This is a genomic window from Yinghuangia soli, assembly GCF_021502675.1.
Taxonomy (GTDB): domain Bacteria; phylum Actinomycetota; class Actinomycetes; order Streptomycetales; family Streptomycetaceae; genus Yinghuangia; species Yinghuangia soli.
In genome coordinates this window covers 56,112-72,345 of the sequence record NZ_JAKFHA010000027.1, presented here as the reverse complement: position 1 = coordinate 72,345, position 16,234 = coordinate 56,112, and the positions used below count along the sequence as shown (strand labels likewise).

Below are 16,234 nucleotides of genomic sequence, written 5' to 3'. Positions count from 1 at the left end.
CGCCGGCCCAGCTGCGTTCCACCCCCCCCGCGCGGGCCGCCCCCCGCCCGCCCCCCCCCCCCGCTCCTCGGTGCGGAAGGCCGGTCAGAGGAACGGCGAGAACGGTTCCCCGCCGAGCCGCAGGTCGCCGACCGTCTCCAGCATCCGGTCCTGCACGGCGATGTGCTGGCACGCCGTGGTGATGTCGCGCAACTGGCGGTCCAGCGGGGTGCGTCCGGTGTACACCGCCGCCGAGCCGCACAGGTCGTACAGCGTCTGCACCGCTTCGCGGCAGGCCCGGAAGGCATACCGGCGGGCCAGCGCACCCGGCCCGCGGTCCGGGGTGCGCCCGGCCTGCAGCTCGGTCCAGCTGTCCGTCAGCGTGGTGCGGACGTACGCGCGCGCCGCCCCCACCAGGGTCTCCGCATGCGCGAACTCGGCCTGGACGCGCGGGTTGCGGCCGGCCTTCTGCCGCGTCATGGCATCGGTCTTGTCGCGCAGCAGTTCCTGCGCCGCGTCCAGTGCGGACCGTCCGATGCCGAGCGCCACCCCGGCCATCTTCGCGACGAGATGGTCGGCGGTCGCATAGAGCGGATCGGTCCGCAGCGGCTTCGCGGTGAACTCGTACGTGTGCGTGCGGGGCACGAACACGTCGTGCACCTCGAAGTCGTGCGAGCCGGTGCCGCGCAGCCCGGTGGTGTGCCAGGTGTCGAGCACGCGCGCCTCGGACGCGTCGAGCACGGCGATCCGCCACGAGGGTGCGTCGTCCTCGGCGAGGACCCCGCACAGCACGTGGTCGGCGGCCTCGATGCCGCTGGCCATCGACCAGCGCCCGGACACCCGGTAGCCGCCCGCGACGCGGCGGCCCCGGCCGAGCGGCGGGAGCACGGCCGCGACCAGCCGGTCGGGCACCGGGAAGAGGGCCCGGACCTGCTCGTCGTCCCAGTGCATCGCGCACAGTCCGGCATCGATGCCGATCGCGGCGCACCACGCGACGGAGGCATCGGCGTACGCCAATTCCTCCACCGCAGTGACGATCTGATACGGCGTCATGCCAGGTCCGCCGAGCTCTTCGGGGAAGAGCGCACCGAGCAGCCCGGTACCGCGCAGACCGGCGACGACGTCTTCGGGCATGCGCCCGGCCGCCTCGATCTCGGCGCCGCGCCCAGCGATTCCGGCTGCGAACTCCGCGACTGCGAGCAGGACTTCACCGGCGCGCGCAGAAGCGGGCGGCACGACGGACAGTTCGGTGGCGGCGACCGGTGCAGCCGCCTCGGCCTCCGGCTCCACTTCTTCGTCCAGCGGCTCGTCGACCAGCTCGACGGCCGGCGCCGCCATGCCGAGCGCGGCCCACACCTGCGCCGCGACGGCCTCGGCCGGGCCGTCCACGAGCACGGTCGCGAAACCGAGTTCCGCGGCCGCCGCGATGTTCGCCGGGGAGTCGTCGACGAACAGCGTCTCCGCGGCGCTGGTGCCGAGCAGTTCGAGGACCGTGCGGTAGGGCAGGGCGTTCGGTTTGCGCGCCCCGACCTCGTACGACCTGACCACCACCGGGAAAAGCTCCGGCCACGGGTAGAGGTCCCACCACAGCGGCTCCAACTCCTCGACGGCGTTGGTGCACAGCGCCAGCGGCACTCCGGCGGCCGCGAGCTTCTCGGCCAGGCCGGTGTACGTGGTGTCCAACGTGAACGGCGGCGGCAGCGGCATCCCGCCGGGCATGCCCGCGGGCCCCGGACCGCCGCCCGGGAACGCCCCGGGCAAACCGCCGGGGGGCAGCGGCGGGAACCCGCCCGGCGGCGCCGGGAATCCCCCGGGACCGCCCGGACCGCCCGGACCGCCGGCCGCCGGCATCGGCGGCATCGGCATCCCCGGCGGCATCGGCGGAAGCTGCAGCCCGCCCGGGGCATTGCCGCTCATCGCCTCGCGGAACAGCTCCATGAGGGTGATCTCGCCGCGTTCGAGGCGGTGCCAGGGGTGGTCGCCGTCGGCGTCGGACGGCCCGAAGAAGTCCTTGGGCGGCGCCATCGGCCCACCCGGCGGGTGGGCGAGCACGCCGCCGACGTCGAACACCACCGCCTTGATCGGCCCGCCCGGCCCGGTCGCGTCGGGCATCAGGCGACCTCGGGGTAGTCGCGGTGCGCCAGCGAGTCGAGCATGCGGTTGTAGCGCACGAAGATCGAGGACGCGATGCCCTCGATCGCCGCCTGCGCGGCGTCCACCGTCTCCGGTGCGGCCGCCCAGGTGTCGAACCGCACGGCGTCCGCGGCCGGGTCGGGCTCCATGACCGTGTCGTGCGGGGTGCGCTTGAGGGTGAGGTACGGCAGCGGCCGGCCGGTCTTCTCCTCGACGCGGCGGGCCAGCGCGCCGACCGCGTCGGCGTACGTGGCGGTCATCTTCTTGAGCGCCACGACGGTCCAGTAGCGCAGCAGCGGGTCGGTGGTGACGTCGATGTGGTGGGTGACCACGGCGCGCAGGTCGCGGTGCGTCTCGGTGGCGCGGTCCAGGTAGATGAACTCCAGCGTGCGGCTGACCGGCCAGGCCAGGCGCCGGTCCAGGTCCAGCGAACGCCAGTCGACGTACAGCATCTTGGACCGCGAACCGAAGCGCGCGGCAAGGCGGTTCACGGCCCGCTCGGCCGGGGTGGCCGGGAACGCGTACGGGACCATGTGCCGGTACACGGTCGGCGTGCCGGTGGTGTCGGTGGCCATGAACAGCAGGGCCAGCCGCAGCCGGGCCTCGCCTTCGTCGAGGTCGTCGACGCGGAAGAAGTCGAGCACGCCGGACTCTGCGACCTTGTCCGTCTCGCGGCGCAGCGTCTCGACGAGCGGCTGCTGCGTGGGGTGCGGGTCGGTGGGCCAGAAGTTGAACGAGTACCCCTCCGGCCACAGCGCGCCGGCCTGGTAGTCGCCCTCCCGCTCGACCGCTTCGACCTGCGCGGGCGGTTCGGCCTGCGTGCGGCGGCGGAAGTCGAAGCCGCCCTGGGACAGGGTCTCCTGGGCGAGCTGCAGCATGTGGCTGTTCTGCTCTTCGATGAGCTCGAAGGCGCGGACCGCCAGGCGCACCGCGTCCTCGCGCTGCGCGAGGGTGAGCTCCATGTCGGCGAACACGGCCTCGTGCTCGTCCTCGACGGCGTGCCCGGTCTCGCGCTCGAGGTGGTACTGGCCCCAGTAGATGAGCTCGCGGCCGGTCTTCGCGGTGTAGCGGTCGGCGAGCCGCGCGGTGTGCCGGAAGAGCGCGTTGCCGCAGGCCTCGATGGCCTCCACCACGGCGTAGCGCACGGCCGGGTCCTGGGCCTCGATGTAGAGCTTCGTGATCGCGGTCGTGCGGCGCCGCAGCTGCTCGTTGACCTGGCTGCTGAAGAGCCAGTGGAAGACCTCGGACGGCTTCCAGTCGAGCAGCTCGTCCCAGCCGAGCGTCTTGAAGTCGGCCATGAACAGCCGGGAGTGGGTCATGTCCTCGTCGGCGTGCCCGGTCAGCGCGGCCCGCGGGGCGTCCAGGCCGGCCGGTGAACTGTAGGCGATGTGGTAGATGTTCAGTTCGCGGAAATACATGATGAAGTTCGTGAAGTAAAGCGAGAACCAGAGCTTCTGCTCCGGCTCGATTTCGTCCTCCGCGGCTAACCAGACGTGCAGAGGGTGGTCTTCGATCCGCTTACGCCAGTCATCGATGATCTTCGTCACCTGCTCCATGGCGGGCTTTCTAACAGCGCTTGGCACGGTCAATAAAGAGTGCGCAGGACTCGCGCACACAATCTCGACAAACGGCGTCCGGACTTCCGTTTGTTTACGTTGCGGAAGCCGAACGGAAACCGCGCCAGGCCTATTCGGGACAGCCTGGCGCGGCATGCCGCGTACTCCTTCCCGGGAGCGGTCGCCCGGTCGCGGTCAGACCGAGGTCTGCCCGCCGTCCACCGCGAGCACCTGGCCGGTGATGTACGAGGCGGCCCGCGAGGCCAGGAAGACCGCGACCCCGGCCACCTCCTCCGGCTGCCCCCAGCGGCGCATCGGGACCACCGCGGCGGTCTGCTCGCGGACCGCGGGATGCTCCCAGAACGGCCGGTTCAGGTCGGTGCACACCGGCCCCGGGCAGATCGCGTTGACCCGCACGCCGGCCGCCGCCCACTCCGCGGCGAGCCCGCGGGTGTAGGCCGCGATGCCGCCCTTGGCGGCACCGTACGCACTCAGGAACGGCACCCCGACGATGCCCGCGACCGAGGTCATGTTGATCACCGAGGCGTCGCCCCGGGCCAGCAACTCCGGTGCCAGCGCCCGGCATACGTTGACCGCGGAGTCGAGGTTGAGCCGCCAGGTGGCCTCCCAGCCCGCCGCATCCAGGCCCGCCGCGGGCCCTGCCGCGGGCACCCCTCCGGCGTTGTTGACCAGGATGTCGACGCGCCCCAGGCCCTCGACCGCGGCCCGGGCCGCGGCCTCCACCGCGGCCGGGTCGGTGACGTCGCAGGGCAGCACCAGTGCGCGCCGGCCGGCCGCCTTGACCTCGTCCGCGACCTCGGCCAGCGCGTCCGCGGAACGCGCCGCCAATGCCACGTCGGCGCCCGCCGCGGCGTAGGCCAGCGCAACCGCCCGGCCGATGCCGCGCGAGGCGCCGGTGACGAAAGCCGACTTCCCGTCAAGATCGAATATTCCCATGCTGATCCGCGCTCCCGCCGGTTCGGAATTTCGGCCATGATTCGTTCCGACCGAACCTTGGCGTACGACGCCGCACAGCGGAATACCGCTGCCGACAGGATGCGGCGGAATTCGGACACCCGGAGGGCCGATGCAATTCGGACTGACCATGTTCGCGACCGACCTCACGATTCCGGTCACCGAGATCGCGGTGGCCGCCGAAGAGCGCGGATTCGCCTCGCTCTTCGTTTCCGAGCACACCCACCTGCCGACCAGCAGGCGCAGCAATCTGCCGATGTTCGCCGAGCTCCCGGTCGAGTACGGGCACACCCTCGACCCGCTCGTCGCGCTGACCGCCGCGGCCGGCGCCACCCGCACGCTGCGGCTCGGCACCGGCGTCTGCCTGCTGGCCCAGCGCGAACCGATCGTGACGGCGAAGGCGGTCGCCTCCCTCGACCTGCTGTCCGGCGGCCGCGTCGAGTTCGGGGTCGGGTTCGGCTGGAACGTCGAGGAGGCGGAGGACCACGGCGTGGTCTGGGCGGAGCGCCGGGCCTCGGTCCGCGAGCGGGTCCTGGCGATGCGCGGGCTGTGGCGCGAGGAGGTCGCCGCATACGAGGGAGAGCACGTCCGGTTCGCGCCCAGCTGGTGCTGGCCGAAACCGGTGCAGCCGGGCGGGCCGCCGGTGCTGCTCGGCGGCATCGGCGGCCCGGTATTGGCCCGGCACGTCGCGGAGTACGCGGACGGCTGGCTGCCGGTGGGCAGCATGAGCCTCGAATACGGCCTGCCGCAGATACGCCGGGCCTGCGCCGAGATCGGCCGGGACCCCGCGGAGCTGCGCATCATCCCGTGCGGCGGCTTCCCGCCCACCCCGGCCGAGCTGGACCGCTACCGCGAGCTGGGGGTGGTCGAGCAGGTGGTGCTCACCGTGCCGCACGCGCCCAGGGACGAGGTCCTGGCCACGCTGGACCACTACGCGAAGGCGTTCCTCTGACGGTCCGACACGCCGCGGGTCCGGCCGCGGGCCGGGCCGCCGGCAGGTCGGGGGCGGGGGTCATCCGGCAGGACGGGTGACATGCCCGGATGTCAGACCGCGGACGGACGACATCCGGGCATCTCATACGTAAATTGTCACATCGTGTTGCGACTTCTCCGCTTTCTGTGGTGCACCCTGGCTGCCGAGTTCAAGGCCATCGTCGTGCTGCCCGTCAGAAAGCTCGTGCTGGAACGCCGCTGGAGCGGCCTGACCCTGGCGGTCGTGGCCTGCCTCGGCGTGATCGTCCTGCACGCGGTGCACCTGACCGCGTGGGGCCACGACTTCGTGCGCTGGATCGGCGGCGTGCAGGCCGGCCTGCCGCTGCCGCTCGCCCTGCTGCGCACCCCCATGTCGCTGTACGTGCCGGCCCTGCACCTGCCGGTCTGGGGCGGGCTCACCCAGTTGTTCATCGCGTTCGCCCTGGCGCAACTGCTGCTGGGCTGGAAGCGCACCCTGCTCGTCGCGTACGTCGCGACGCTGGCCGGCACCATGTCGGCACGCCTGATGATCTGGCTCGGCCCCGACCACCTGCTGGGCATCGGCGCGGACCAGGCGTACGTGCTGGACACCGGGCCGTCCGCAGCGGTGGTCGGGCTGTTCTCCTACATCGCGGTGGTCAAGCGCGCCCCGGTGCTGTTCTCGCTGACCAGCCTGATGATGATCATCGAGTCGGTCGCGGTGCCCAACCTCGCGGGCCGCGAGCACCTGATCGCCATCGGAGCCGCAATGGTCATGGGCTTCATCCGGCTGTACCGCGAGTCCAAGGGCATCGAGCCGGGCGCGTTCGCCCGCGCGCTGAGCCGTACCGCGGCCCGCGCGGCGGGCCGCGCGCCGAGGCCTGCCGCACCGGATCCGCAGGCCCTCCCGGCCACCGAGTGGGAGCGGCAGGCGGCCCCGGAACCCGCCGGGCGGGGTTCCCCGACCGGGTGACCGCGGCGCGGCGCACCCGCCCGGGTCATGCCGCTCCGGCGCCGGCCGGGCTACGGTGGGGGCAGTGGACGACGGCCCTCCGGACTCCCCGGAGCACTTCGACGACCCGCCGCCCGGGTTTCCCCGGGACCTCACGGTGGTCTGCCAGACATGCGACGGCGACGGCTGGCGCTACGTCGGCCGGGCCGCGGTGATCGGCGGCCGCGTCGCGGCGGTCGGCAAGCAGGAGGCCTGCATGGTCTGCGAGGCCGTCGGCCGGCACCGCTGGACCACCGGCCCCGGCGCCTGGGTGAAACGCCACGAACGCCGCCCGATCCCGGAGCACTGACGGCGTCGGCCGACCGCCTGGTACCGACTGCCTCGCCGATCCTTCCCGCCGCGAAATGCCTGCCGGCCGAACCCCGCACCCGCGTTCGTCGCCGATCGGTTCCGGTGGATGCGTCGACCGCGCTGCTGCCGATCCGGAGGCGCCCCCGCAGCGTGTGCAACGCCCGTCCTCCGAGGTCGGCCGGGGCCCCCTGGTCCGGCCGCCGTCCCGCCCCTCGTCGCGTGGCGCCCGCCACCCCGCCCATCAGCGGCCTCACGACTTGCGTCGTGCCTCACCTGCGCTCTTCTCCGTCCGTCTCACCGACCGTCTTGCCATGCGGATAGCCGGTATTGACGCCCGTTCGCGGCCCGCGAATAATCCGGACTGGTGAGCCGAGGAGGGGGATGACGATGCGCGGTGTCCGCGGGACGTTCTTCCCCCAGCCGCTCCCCCTCGTCTCGGGACGCTTCCTGAGGCGCCGTCACATCGATCTCCTCCGGGTCTGCAGCGCCGCCTAGAGCCGCGCTGCCCTTGGCCGTTCCCGCCGCCGTCCGCGGGGCTTCCGCGCGCCCGCAAGGCGCCGGACCGCCCGCGCGCGGCCGCATCGCGTGCCGTGCCGCCCGCCGTTCCCGTTCCCTGCCCGATCCGGCCTCCAGGGAGTTCCGCCATGCCCAAGCCCCTCGCCCCGCAGCCCCGTTCCGCCGACCCCGTCGACTTCCGGCGGCACGGGCGCCACCGCACGTTGGGTCGGCCGGCCCCCATGTTCCGCGGCCGGATCGGCCGCATGCCCGGCAGCGGCTTCACCGCCGACCCGAACCGCTACCACCTGTACGTCTGCTTCGCGTGCCCGCGTTCGCTGCGCGTGGCCATCACCCGCGACCTGCGCGGCCTCGCCGACCGGGTGGGCCTGTCCGCGGTCGACCCGGTGCGCGACGGCCGCGGCTGGGCTTTCCGCGACGGCGACGGCCACGGCCCGGACGCGGTCGGCGGGTTCGCGCTGCTGCGTGAGGCGTACGACGCCACCGAGCACCACTACGAAGGCCCCGTCTCGGTGCCCGTGCTGTGGGACCGCTGGAGCGGCCGCATCGTCAACAACCGGCCCGAGGACATCCTGGCCGACCTCGCCACGGCCTTCGCCGGCACCGGCCCGGACCTGTACCCGGCCCGCTTCGCGGCCGGACTCGCGCAGTACTCCGCGCTGTTCGACGACGACGTCTGGGAGGCGGCTCAGCAGGCCGGCCGGGCCCGGGCCGGGGCCCGCTACGACGAGGCGCTGCGGACCGTCCTGAACACCCTGGGCATGCTCGAACACCGCCTGGCGTACGGCGGCTTCCTGCTCGGCGAGGAGCTGACCGCGGCCGACGTGCACCTGTGGACCACGCTGCTGCACGTGGACGCCGTCCACCGGCGCCACCTGCACGCCGACGATGTCCGCCGGATCGCCGACCACCCCGCGCTGTGGGGCTACTTCGCCCGGCTCTACGAGCACCCGGCGTTCCGGCGCAACGTCCGGCTGGACCACATCGCGCAGCACCACCGCACCAGTTGTCGCGGCCCCGCGGCAAGCGGCAGCGCGGTTCCGATCGTGGACTGGGCGCGGTTGGACGGCGTCCCCGCGGATGCGGCGCTCGGCGCGGTCGCGGGCGCCACGGGCGGACCGTGCGGGTAGGGACGGGGAATTCGCGCCGGTCACGGCAGCGGCGCGGGAACGGGCAGGCCGAGGTGGTCCCGCAGGGTCCACCCGGTGTAGTCCGCGCGGAACGACCCGCGGTCTCGGAGCAGCGGGACCACCTGGTCGACGAAGGCGGTCAAGGCCGCGGAGCCGGACCCGTCCGGCGCGTCGGCCGCCTGCAGGACGAAGCCGTCGCAGGCCTGCTCTTGGACGTAGGCGTCCATGCGGGCGGCGATGTGCGCGGCGCTGCCGGCGAACACGGGACGGTCCGCGTCCGGCAGGCCGGCCTGCAGTCCGCGTCCGCGGGCGTCCGCCTCGCTGCCGCCGAGCACGAACCCGGCGTCGAGCATGACCCGGACGTCCCCGGGTCCGCGGGCGTGCCCCGCCGCGCGGGCCTCCAGGTCCGCGGCGAAGGCCCGCGCTTCGTCGAGTCCGGTGCACGCGGTGCGCACGACGTCGGCGTGCGCCGCGCCGAAATCGCGGGCCTCGTCGGCATCTCCGGCATGGATCAGCACGGGGTTCCCTTGCGGGCTGCGCGGCAGCGTCGCGTGCCCGGAGACCGAGAAGTACCGGCCGTGGAAGGCGAACGGCCGGAGCCCGCCGGGATCCGCGAAGACGCCGCCCGCCTGGTCGGCGGCCACCGCGCCGGGCGCCCATGCGTCCCAGACCGCGCGCACGGTGTGCACGAATTCGTCGGCCCGCTCGTGGCGCCGGACGGCCGGAAGGAAGTCCCCGCGCCGGTAGTTCGCACTGTCGTACGCATCCGGCGAGGTGGCCATGTCCCACGCCGCGCGGCCCGCGCTGAGGTGGTCGAGGGAGGCGATCCGGCGCGCGATTTCGTACGGCTCGCTGTAGACGGCGGTCGCCGTGGCGGCCAAGCCGATCCGGTGGGTCACCGCGGCGAGGGCGGAGAGCACGGTGACCGTGTCCGGGCCGCCGCCGCCCGCGAAGTCCCCGTCGCCCAGCAGGCAGAAGTCGAACTTGCCGCGCTCGGCGGTCCGCGCGATGCGCTCGTACGCCGCGAAGTCGGCGCAGCCGCCCGGGAACTGCACCGCAAGGTGCATCTGCCGACGGCGGCCTGCGCCCGCATCGGACGACCGGCCGCTCATGCAATCCCCGCGAAGCCGGCCGCCCGGAGGCCCTCCGGAAGTACGTCGGGCAACCGCGGCTTCAGATAGGCAGGTTCCGCCGGCGCCTTGGGCCGGGCATACCGACTCGGCGGCCGGCCCAGGCCGAGGTGCCCGCGCAATGTGTCCGCGGTGTAGGCGGTGCGGAACAGGCCGCGTTCGCGCAGGAGCGGTACGACCGCCTCCACGAACCGGGTCAGGCCGTCGGGCAGCACGGACGGCAGGACCGTGAAGCCGTCGACCGCGCCCGCCGCCGTCCACGACTCCACCAGGTCGGCGAGCCCGCTCGCGGTACCCGTGAACTGCAGGACTCCGGGCCGCCGCACGGCCGAAGCGGCGCCTGCCGCAAGGCCGGAGCGGGACCTGAAGCCGGTGTCGTCCGGTCCCTCCTGGCCGTCGCACGCATCGAGCGCGTCGAGGTCGCGGCGGGCCCGGCCGGCCTGCGCCGCGGTACGCCGCAGCAGCACGGTCACGTCCGCCATCACCCGCAGGTCCTCGGGGTCGCGCCCGGCGGCCTCCGCGATGCGGTGCGCGCGGGCCCGCAGGCGCCGCGCCTGGCCGGGCGTGGAGACGTCGATGTAGAGCACGTCGGCGGCCCGCGCGGCGACGTCCAGAGCCTCTTCGCTGTCCACGGTCATCGTCACGACGGGTCTGCCCTGCGGCGGCCGCGGCATGGCCGCCGGGCCGCGGACGTCGAAGTAGGTGCCCTCGAAGTCGACCTGGTGCAGCCGGGTGCGGTCGACGAAGTCGCCGCGCGGCCCGCCCCGGACCACCGCGCCGTCCTCCCAGCTGTCCCAGAGCCTCGTCACCACGTCGACGAACTCGACCGACTCGTCCAGGAGTTCCCCATCCGATGCAAGCGCCTTGCGGCCGAACAAACGGGTCTCGTCCTCAGTGGCCGACACCTTGGGCCACCACCCTGCCCGGCCGCGCGCGACGAAGTCGAGGGTGGCGAGCGCGGTGGAGACCTGGAACGGCTCGGTGTGCGTGGTGGTGGCCGCCGGGACAAGTCCGATGCGGTGCGTGGCGGGGGCCGTGCGGGCGAGCAGCGCCACCGCGTCGAGCCGGCCGCGCAGCCGGTCCGCGCGCAGCGACTGCAGGCCGAGTCCGTCGTCGATGCGGACGAAGTCGAGCGTTCCGCGCTCCGCCTCGCGCACCAGCGCGGTCCAGTAGGCAGCCGAGAACACCAGGTCCGGCCGGGTGTCCGCGGCGCGCCAGGCCGCCGGGTGGCGGCCGGCGCCGTCGAGGGCGACGGCAAGGTGGACGTGGTCGCGCACGGCGGGCATGGGGGTCCCTTCGAACGGGGGGCGGTACGTGCGGAGTTCCGCCGGCCGGCGCAGGAAGCGCGGGCCCGCGGTGCCGGCGTGCGGCGTGGTGCCCGCTGCCCCTGGGGGTGGGCAGCGCTCCTGGACGCCGGACGCGGGAAGCCTGACCGCTGCGCGGAAGCGCACCGCCGGGTCGTGTCGGCCCCGGCCGCACCGCCTCGGTCAGGCGCGACTACACGCCGCGCTGAAGACGCGGCCGAGGTCGACGTACAGGCGTGCGCAGAGGGCCGGCCCGGCGGGCATCGGGGATGCGGTCGCCTCGGCATCCGGGGAGGACGCGGGACACCGGGCAGCCGGGACCGCCGCGGCCCCGCCAAGGGTCCGGTGCGGCATCGCGCTCCCCCGTCCTCCCGCTCCCGGCCTGACGCCTCATCAGTTATTGCCGAGTTGTGAACTGCCCATGAACCACGCCGATTTCGTGGCTGACCTGCTTCGGAACCTACGTGACGCGCCGGGCTCGGTCAACGTTGACAGCCGCGTGCCGGGCTTCGTAGCGTCGATCACGTGAGTGCGGACCTTCGCCTGGTGTCCTGCCGCCACATCGACTTCTGCCGAGTGGCCGGCAGCACCTGTCCGCGCGCCTGAGCCCCGCTCCCGCCGCCGTTCCGCCGCGCCCGAGCGCATCCGCCACCGCGCCTCTCGCACGCGCAGCCACCCGCCGCATCGGGATGCGCTCTTCGCCCGAGGAGTCCCATGAGCACCATCACCGTCTTTGCCAGTCCCGTCGACCAGGAGGTCTTCGGCACCTACCGCGGGCGGCCGCCGTCGCCGCGCGACGGGGTCGAACGGCCGCTCTACCCGTTCCAGGACCGCGTCTCCGCTTCGGGGGACGGCCTCTACCCGGCCGAACCCGGGCGCTACCACCTCTACTTGGCGCACGGCTGCCCGTGGGCGCAGATCGCCGCGATCGTCCGCGAGGCCAAGGGGCTCGGCGAAGCGGTCACCGCGTCCTACGTCGACGAGGCGCGGGACGGCCGCGGCTGGGCGTTCCGGGAGCGCTTCGGCCCCGACCCGGTGAACGGGTTCGCGCTGCTGCGCGATGCGTACGAGGCCACCGAGCCCGGGTACGACGGGCACATCTCGGTGCCGACGCTGTGGGACCGGACCACCTCGCGCGTGGTCAGCAACGACTTCCCGGTCATCCCGGTGGACCTGGCCACCCGCTTCGACGCCTGGGCCGCGAACGACGTCGATCTGTATCCCGAGGCCCTGCGCGCGGACATCGACGCGTTCGACGCCCGCATCACCGCGGACGGCCGCGCGGGCGGCGTCCTGCCGGACTCCGCAGACTCCGCCGGCTCCGCGGCGAACGCCCTCGACGGCTACGAAACCCTGCTCGGCGAGGCGGAGTTCGTGCACGGCAGCGCGCTCACGCTGTCCGACATCCGGCTGTGGGTGAAGCTGATCCGCTTCGAGATCGGCTACCAGGCGGCGATCGAGCGCGACGGTCGCGCGCTGCCCGACTACCCGAACCTGTGGGCGTACACCCAGCGCCTGTACCTGCGCCCGGAGTTCCGGGCCGCGACCCACGACGCGGCGCTGCGCGAGCAGCGCGAGCGGCTGCTCGGCGCGCTGCCGCCGGGCGCCGTGCACGAGGCGGCGGTGCGCCGCGACGAGGAGTGGGCGGCTTCCTGACCCCGCCCCTCCCCGCAGTCCGAGGCCCGTCCGGCAGGCGCACGCCGGGCGGGCCTCTGCACGCCCGGCCGCGCGCCCGGCCCGCCGCGCACCGGCCGTCAAGCCGGGGCGGCCACCCCGTCGTCCGGTACCGCGCGCAGCGATTCGATGGCCCGCCGCAGGCCGGTCTCCAGGTACTTCGGGTTCTCCGGGCCGTGCACCAGGAAGTGGTGCAGCATCCCGTCGATGAAGGCCAGCAGCACTTCCCCGTCGTTGCGCGGGTCCGCCGACCCGGTGGCCATCGCGACCAGTTCGGTGAGCTTCCAGAACTCCTGGACCGAGCGCTTCATCGCCTCGCGGATCAGCGGCTCGCGGATCGACGCCAACTGCAGTTCGTAGCGCGCGATCTGGCGCTCCCGGCTGGTGCTCCACCAGGTGTGGGTGAGCTCCGCTATGCGCGGATAGTCCGGCGCGAACGGGCGCACCGCCATCGTGCGCAGGAGTTCGTCGGCCACATCGCCGGCCTGCGCGCTCTCCAGCTCGGTCATGCGGCCGATCACGCCCAGGACCAGTTGCTCGCGGGTCTTGAAGTAATACGTCACCGAACCGTGCGGCAGTCCGGCCTCCTGCTGCACCGCGCGGTGCGTGAGACCGCGCAGCCCCTGCGTCGAGAGCACCCGGATCGCCGCGTCGAGCAGCTGGACGCGGCGCCCGGACGCCTCGCCCGGCAGCCGCTCCGGAGTCTCGTCCTCACTCGCTTCCATGGCACCCATTATGACCTCGGCTTGACGCCTGTAGAAGATTTCTCTACAACTGGAGAAAACATTTCTACAGTCGTAGGAGGGGCGCGATGGAAGCCCACGGCTCCACCCCGGCTCGGGCCGGGGCCGACCCGAAGCTCGTACTGCTGCTCGTGTGCACCGCCCAATTCGTGCTGCTGGTCGACGACACGATCGTCAACGTGGCACTGCCGACCATCGGGACCGACCTGGAGTTCTCCTCCAGCGCGCTGTCCTGGGTCACCAACGCGTACTTCCTGACCTTCGGCGGCTTCCTGCTCATCGGCGGCGGCCTCGCCGACCTGCTGGGCCGCCGCCGCCTCTTCGCAGGCGCACTGGCCGCCTTCGTGCTGGCCTCGGCGGCCTGCGGCCTGGCCCCGAACGCCGGCACCCTGATCGCGGCCCGCGCCGCGCAGGGCATCGCCGGCGCGCTGCTCTCCCCCGCGGCCCTGGCGATCCTCCTGGCCACCTTCCGCGAGCGCGGCGAACGCGCCCGGGCACTCGGCGTCTGGGCGGCGCTGACCGGCCTCGGCGCGGCCACCGGCCTGCTGCTCGGCGGCGCCCTGGTGGAATGGACCGACTGGCGCTGGATCTTCCTGATCAACCTGCCGATCGGCGCGGTCGCCCTGCTGGCCTTGCCGCGCATCATCCCGGCCGACGACCGCAGCACCCCGGGCCGCGTACCGGACTTCGTCGGGGCCGCGCTGGGCACCCTGGCCGTCCTACTGCTTGTCTACACCGTCGTCGAGACCGAGTCGCACCCGTGGACCTCGGCCCGCACACTGCTCGGCCTGGCCGGTGCCGCGGTGCTCGCCGCCGGATTCGCGCTGCGGCAGCGCACCGCCGCCGAACCACTAATCCCGCGCAGCCTCCTGAAGATCCGTCAGGCGGTGCTCGCGCAGCTCATGGTGCTGGTCGCGGCGGGCGGGCTGTTCGCGATGTTCTACTTCCTCACCCTGTACATGCAGAACGTCCAGGGCTGGGGACCGCTCCGCACCGGCCTGTCGTACCTCCCCTTCAGTGCCGGCATGGGCGTGGCCAGCGCGGTGACCGCGAAGCTGCTGACCGGCCGCGGCCCCGGCGTCCCGCTGGTGCTCGGCCCGGTCGTCGCGGCGGGCGGCATGTACTCGATGAGCCTGCTGGATGCCGGAAGCTCCTTCACCGCGCACCTGATGCCCGCGCTGGTGGTCACCGGCCTGGGCCTGGGCATGGCATTCGTGGCCGTCATCCATGTGGCCACCGGCGGTGCGGGAGAGGCCGACGGCGGCGTCGCGTCCGCGATGGTCACCACCTGCCAGCAGATCGGCGCGGCGATCGGGATCGCGGTCCTGGTCACCCTGGCCACCAATGTGCGCGACGACCGCATCAAGTCGGGCACCGACCGGATGACCGCGTCGGTGGACGGCTTCAGCCGGGCCTTCGAGGTCCAGGCCGTGCTCATGGGCGCGGCGGCCGTCCTCGGCCTGCTGGTGGCCCGCGCCGCGGCCAAGGCGGCCCGCCACGGCGCCGGTCCGGCCGCGGAAGGCGCGGACGGCGCGGACGGCGCGGACAGCGCGGACAGCGCGGACGGCGCGGACGGCGCGGCGAAGGACGCCGGCCGGGGGGCCCCCCCCCCCCCCGCCGGGGGGGGGGGCCCCCGCCCCCCCCCCCCCCCCGGGGGGGGCCCCCCGCCCCGCCGGGGGGGGCGCCCCACCGCATTCGCCTGCCGGGGCTGCCGAACCGGCAGCCACCGGATCAGGAGGTGCGGATCTTGTCGAAGCGCTTCATACGCTCCAGCACGCCCTCCGCGGTCGGGTCGGCCAGCTCGTCGACGATGCGGCCGTCCGCGAGGAACACCACCCGGTGCGCGTACGACGCGGCGCCCGGGTCGTGCGTGACCATCACCACGGTCTGGCCGAGCACGTCCACGCTGCGGCGCAGGAAGGACAGCACCTCGGCGCCCGCGCGCGAGTCGAGATTGCCGGTCGGCTCGTCCGCGAAGATGATCTCGGGCCGGGCTGCCAGGGCCCGCGCGCACGCGACGCGCTGCTGCTGCCCGCCGGACAGCTCGGCAGGCCGGTGCCGCAGCCGGTCCTGCAGGCCGACCGCAGCGACCACCTGCTCGACCCAGTCGGCATCCGGTTTGCGGCCCGCGATGGCCGTCGGGAGCGTGATGTTCTCCTCGGCGGTCAGCGTGGGCAGCAGGTTGAAGGCCTGGAACACGAAGCCGATCTTGTCCCGCCGGAGCTTGGTCAGCTCCTTGTCCTTGAGCCCGGTGATCTCGGTCCCGGCGATCCACACCCGGCCGCGGGTGACCGAGTCGAGCCCGGCCAGGCAGTGCATCAGCGTCGACTTGCCGGACCCGGACGGGCCCATGATCGCGGTCAGCCGGCCGCGCGGGATCTCGATGTCGACCGCGTCCAGCGCGACCACCCGGGTGTCGCCTTCGCCGTACGCCTTGGTCAGCTGCGCGGCGCGCGCCGCCGCGCCGGTCCGGTCGGAATCGCGGTCGGAGTTGCGGTCGGAGTTGCGGTCGGGGCTGTTGTCGCGTCGGTCCTCCACGAGGAGCCTCCTGAGTGGTTGCTCGGTGGCTGTGCGTCGGAAGTGCGGGACGAAGTGCGGGAAGAAGTGCGGGGAAAGTGCGGGGAAACTGTGTGGCTGTACGTCCAGACTCCCCCGCACGTGCCCCGTCCCGGTAGACCGGATGCAAGCCCGGAGAACCTGCGAGAGTCGCGGCGCGTCCCCCTGAAGGAGGAGCCGAGATCTCGCCCGGTGCACGGAGTGCAACCTCGGGCGTCTAGGCTTCATTGCTCAACGAGGTGTCCATCAAGCAGGGCCGGGAGGGGTTTCGGCGTGCTCGTTCC

The 16,234-nt window shown here is 73.5% G+C and carries 12 protein-coding genes and 1 pseudogene; 6 read left to right on the top strand and 7 right to left on the bottom strand.

Annotated elements, in window-relative coordinates; translation table 11 throughout:
- Window positions 1-84 precede the first annotated feature (84 nt).
- The 3 genes from LZ495_RS32265 to LZ495_RS32255 all read right to left on the bottom strand — a co-directional run bounded on the left by LZ495_RS32265 (window position 85) and on the right by LZ495_RS32255 (window position 4,625).
- Window positions 85-2,091, bottom strand: coding sequence for an HAD-IA family hydrolase (locus tag LZ495_RS32265; RefSeq protein ID WP_235056513.1), 2,007 nt, complete (start codon window positions 2,089-2,091; stop codon window positions 85-87).
- Window positions 2,091-3,668 (bottom strand): hypothetical protein, encoded by a 1,578-nt coding sequence (locus LZ495_RS32260; protein WP_235056512.1) that lies wholly within the window; start codon window positions 3,666-3,668, stop codon window positions 2,091-2,093. The genes LZ495_RS32265 and LZ495_RS32260 overlap by 1 nt, the downstream gene beginning before the upstream one ends.
- 195 nt (window positions 3,669-3,863) lie before the next feature.
- Window positions 3,864-4,625 (bottom strand): SDR family NAD(P)-dependent oxidoreductase, encoded by a 762-nt coding sequence (locus LZ495_RS32255; RefSeq protein ID WP_235056511.1) that lies wholly within the window; start codon window positions 4,623-4,625, stop codon window positions 3,864-3,866.
- A gap of 130 nt (window positions 4,626-4,755) precedes the next feature.
- Between LZ495_RS32255 and LZ495_RS32250 the strand changes: the two genes are divergently transcribed.
- The 4 genes from LZ495_RS32250 to LZ495_RS32235 all read left to right on the top strand — a co-directional run bounded on the left by LZ495_RS32250 (window position 4,756) and on the right by LZ495_RS32235 (window position 8,543).
- The gene (locus LZ495_RS32250; RefSeq protein WP_235056510.1) at window positions 4,756-5,595 is read left to right on the top strand and encodes an LLM class F420-dependent oxidoreductase; all 840 of its coding nucleotides are present in this window, start codon (window positions 4,756-4,758) and stop codon (window positions 5,593-5,595) included.
- A gap of 144 nt (window positions 5,596-5,739) precedes the next feature.
- Window positions 5,740-6,567, top strand: coding sequence for a hypothetical protein (locus LZ495_RS32245; protein WP_235056509.1), 828 nt, complete (start codon window positions 5,740-5,742; stop codon window positions 6,565-6,567).
- A gap of 64 nt (window positions 6,568-6,631) precedes the next feature.
- On the top strand, window positions 6,632-6,895 hold the full coding sequence (locus LZ495_RS32240; protein WP_235056508.1) for a hypothetical protein: 264 nt from the start codon (window positions 6,632-6,634) through the stop codon (window positions 6,893-6,895).
- A gap of 646 nt (window positions 6,896-7,541) precedes the next feature.
- Window positions 7,542-8,543, top strand: coding sequence for a glutathione S-transferase C-terminal domain-containing protein (locus LZ495_RS32235; protein ID WP_235056507.1), 1,002 nt, complete (start codon window positions 7,542-7,544; stop codon window positions 8,541-8,543).
- 20 nt (window positions 8,544-8,563) lie between these two features.
- Here LZ495_RS32235 and LZ495_RS32230 read toward each other — a convergent pair whose 3' ends face one another.
- On the bottom strand, window positions 8,564-9,610 hold the full coding sequence (locus LZ495_RS32230) for an LLM class flavin-dependent oxidoreductase (protein ID WP_235056506.1): 1,047 nt from the start codon (window positions 9,608-9,610) through the stop codon (window positions 8,564-8,566).
- A 41-nt stretch (window positions 9,611-9,651) separates the two neighbouring features.
- A complete protein-coding gene (locus LZ495_RS32225; protein ID WP_235056505.1) occupies window positions 9,652-10,959 on the bottom strand; it encodes an LLM class flavin-dependent oxidoreductase in 1,308 nt (435 codons plus the stop codon).
- 732 nt (window positions 10,960-11,691) lie between these two features.
- Here LZ495_RS32225 and LZ495_RS32220 point away from each other — a divergent pair.
- Window positions 11,692-12,633: a glutathione S-transferase C-terminal domain-containing protein gene (locus LZ495_RS32220; RefSeq protein ID WP_235056504.1), complete on the top strand. Its 942-nt coding sequence runs from the start codon at window positions 11,692-11,694 to the stop codon at window positions 12,631-12,633.
- 98 nt (window positions 12,634-12,731) lie between these two features.
- On the opposite strand, the gene LZ495_RS32215 is transcribed toward LZ495_RS32220, so the two are convergent.
- Window positions 12,732-13,376, bottom strand: a complete 645-nt coding sequence (locus LZ495_RS32215) for a TetR/AcrR family transcriptional regulator (protein ID WP_235056503.1) — start codon at window positions 13,374-13,376, stop codon at window positions 12,732-12,734.
- 86 nt (window positions 13,377-13,462) lie between these two features.
- Between LZ495_RS32215 and LZ495_RS32210 the strand changes: the two are divergent.
- A pseudogene (locus LZ495_RS32210) lies at window positions 13,463-14,698 on the top strand (MFS transporter); the annotation flags it as partial.
- Window positions 14,699-15,125: 427 nt separating this feature from the next.
- On the opposite strand, the gene LZ495_RS32205 reads toward LZ495_RS32210, so the two are convergent.
- Window positions 15,126-15,836 (bottom strand): ABC transporter ATP-binding protein, encoded by a 711-nt coding sequence (locus LZ495_RS32205; protein WP_235056560.1) that lies wholly within the window; start codon window positions 15,834-15,836, stop codon window positions 15,126-15,128.
- Window positions 15,837-16,234 lie beyond the last annotated feature (398 nt).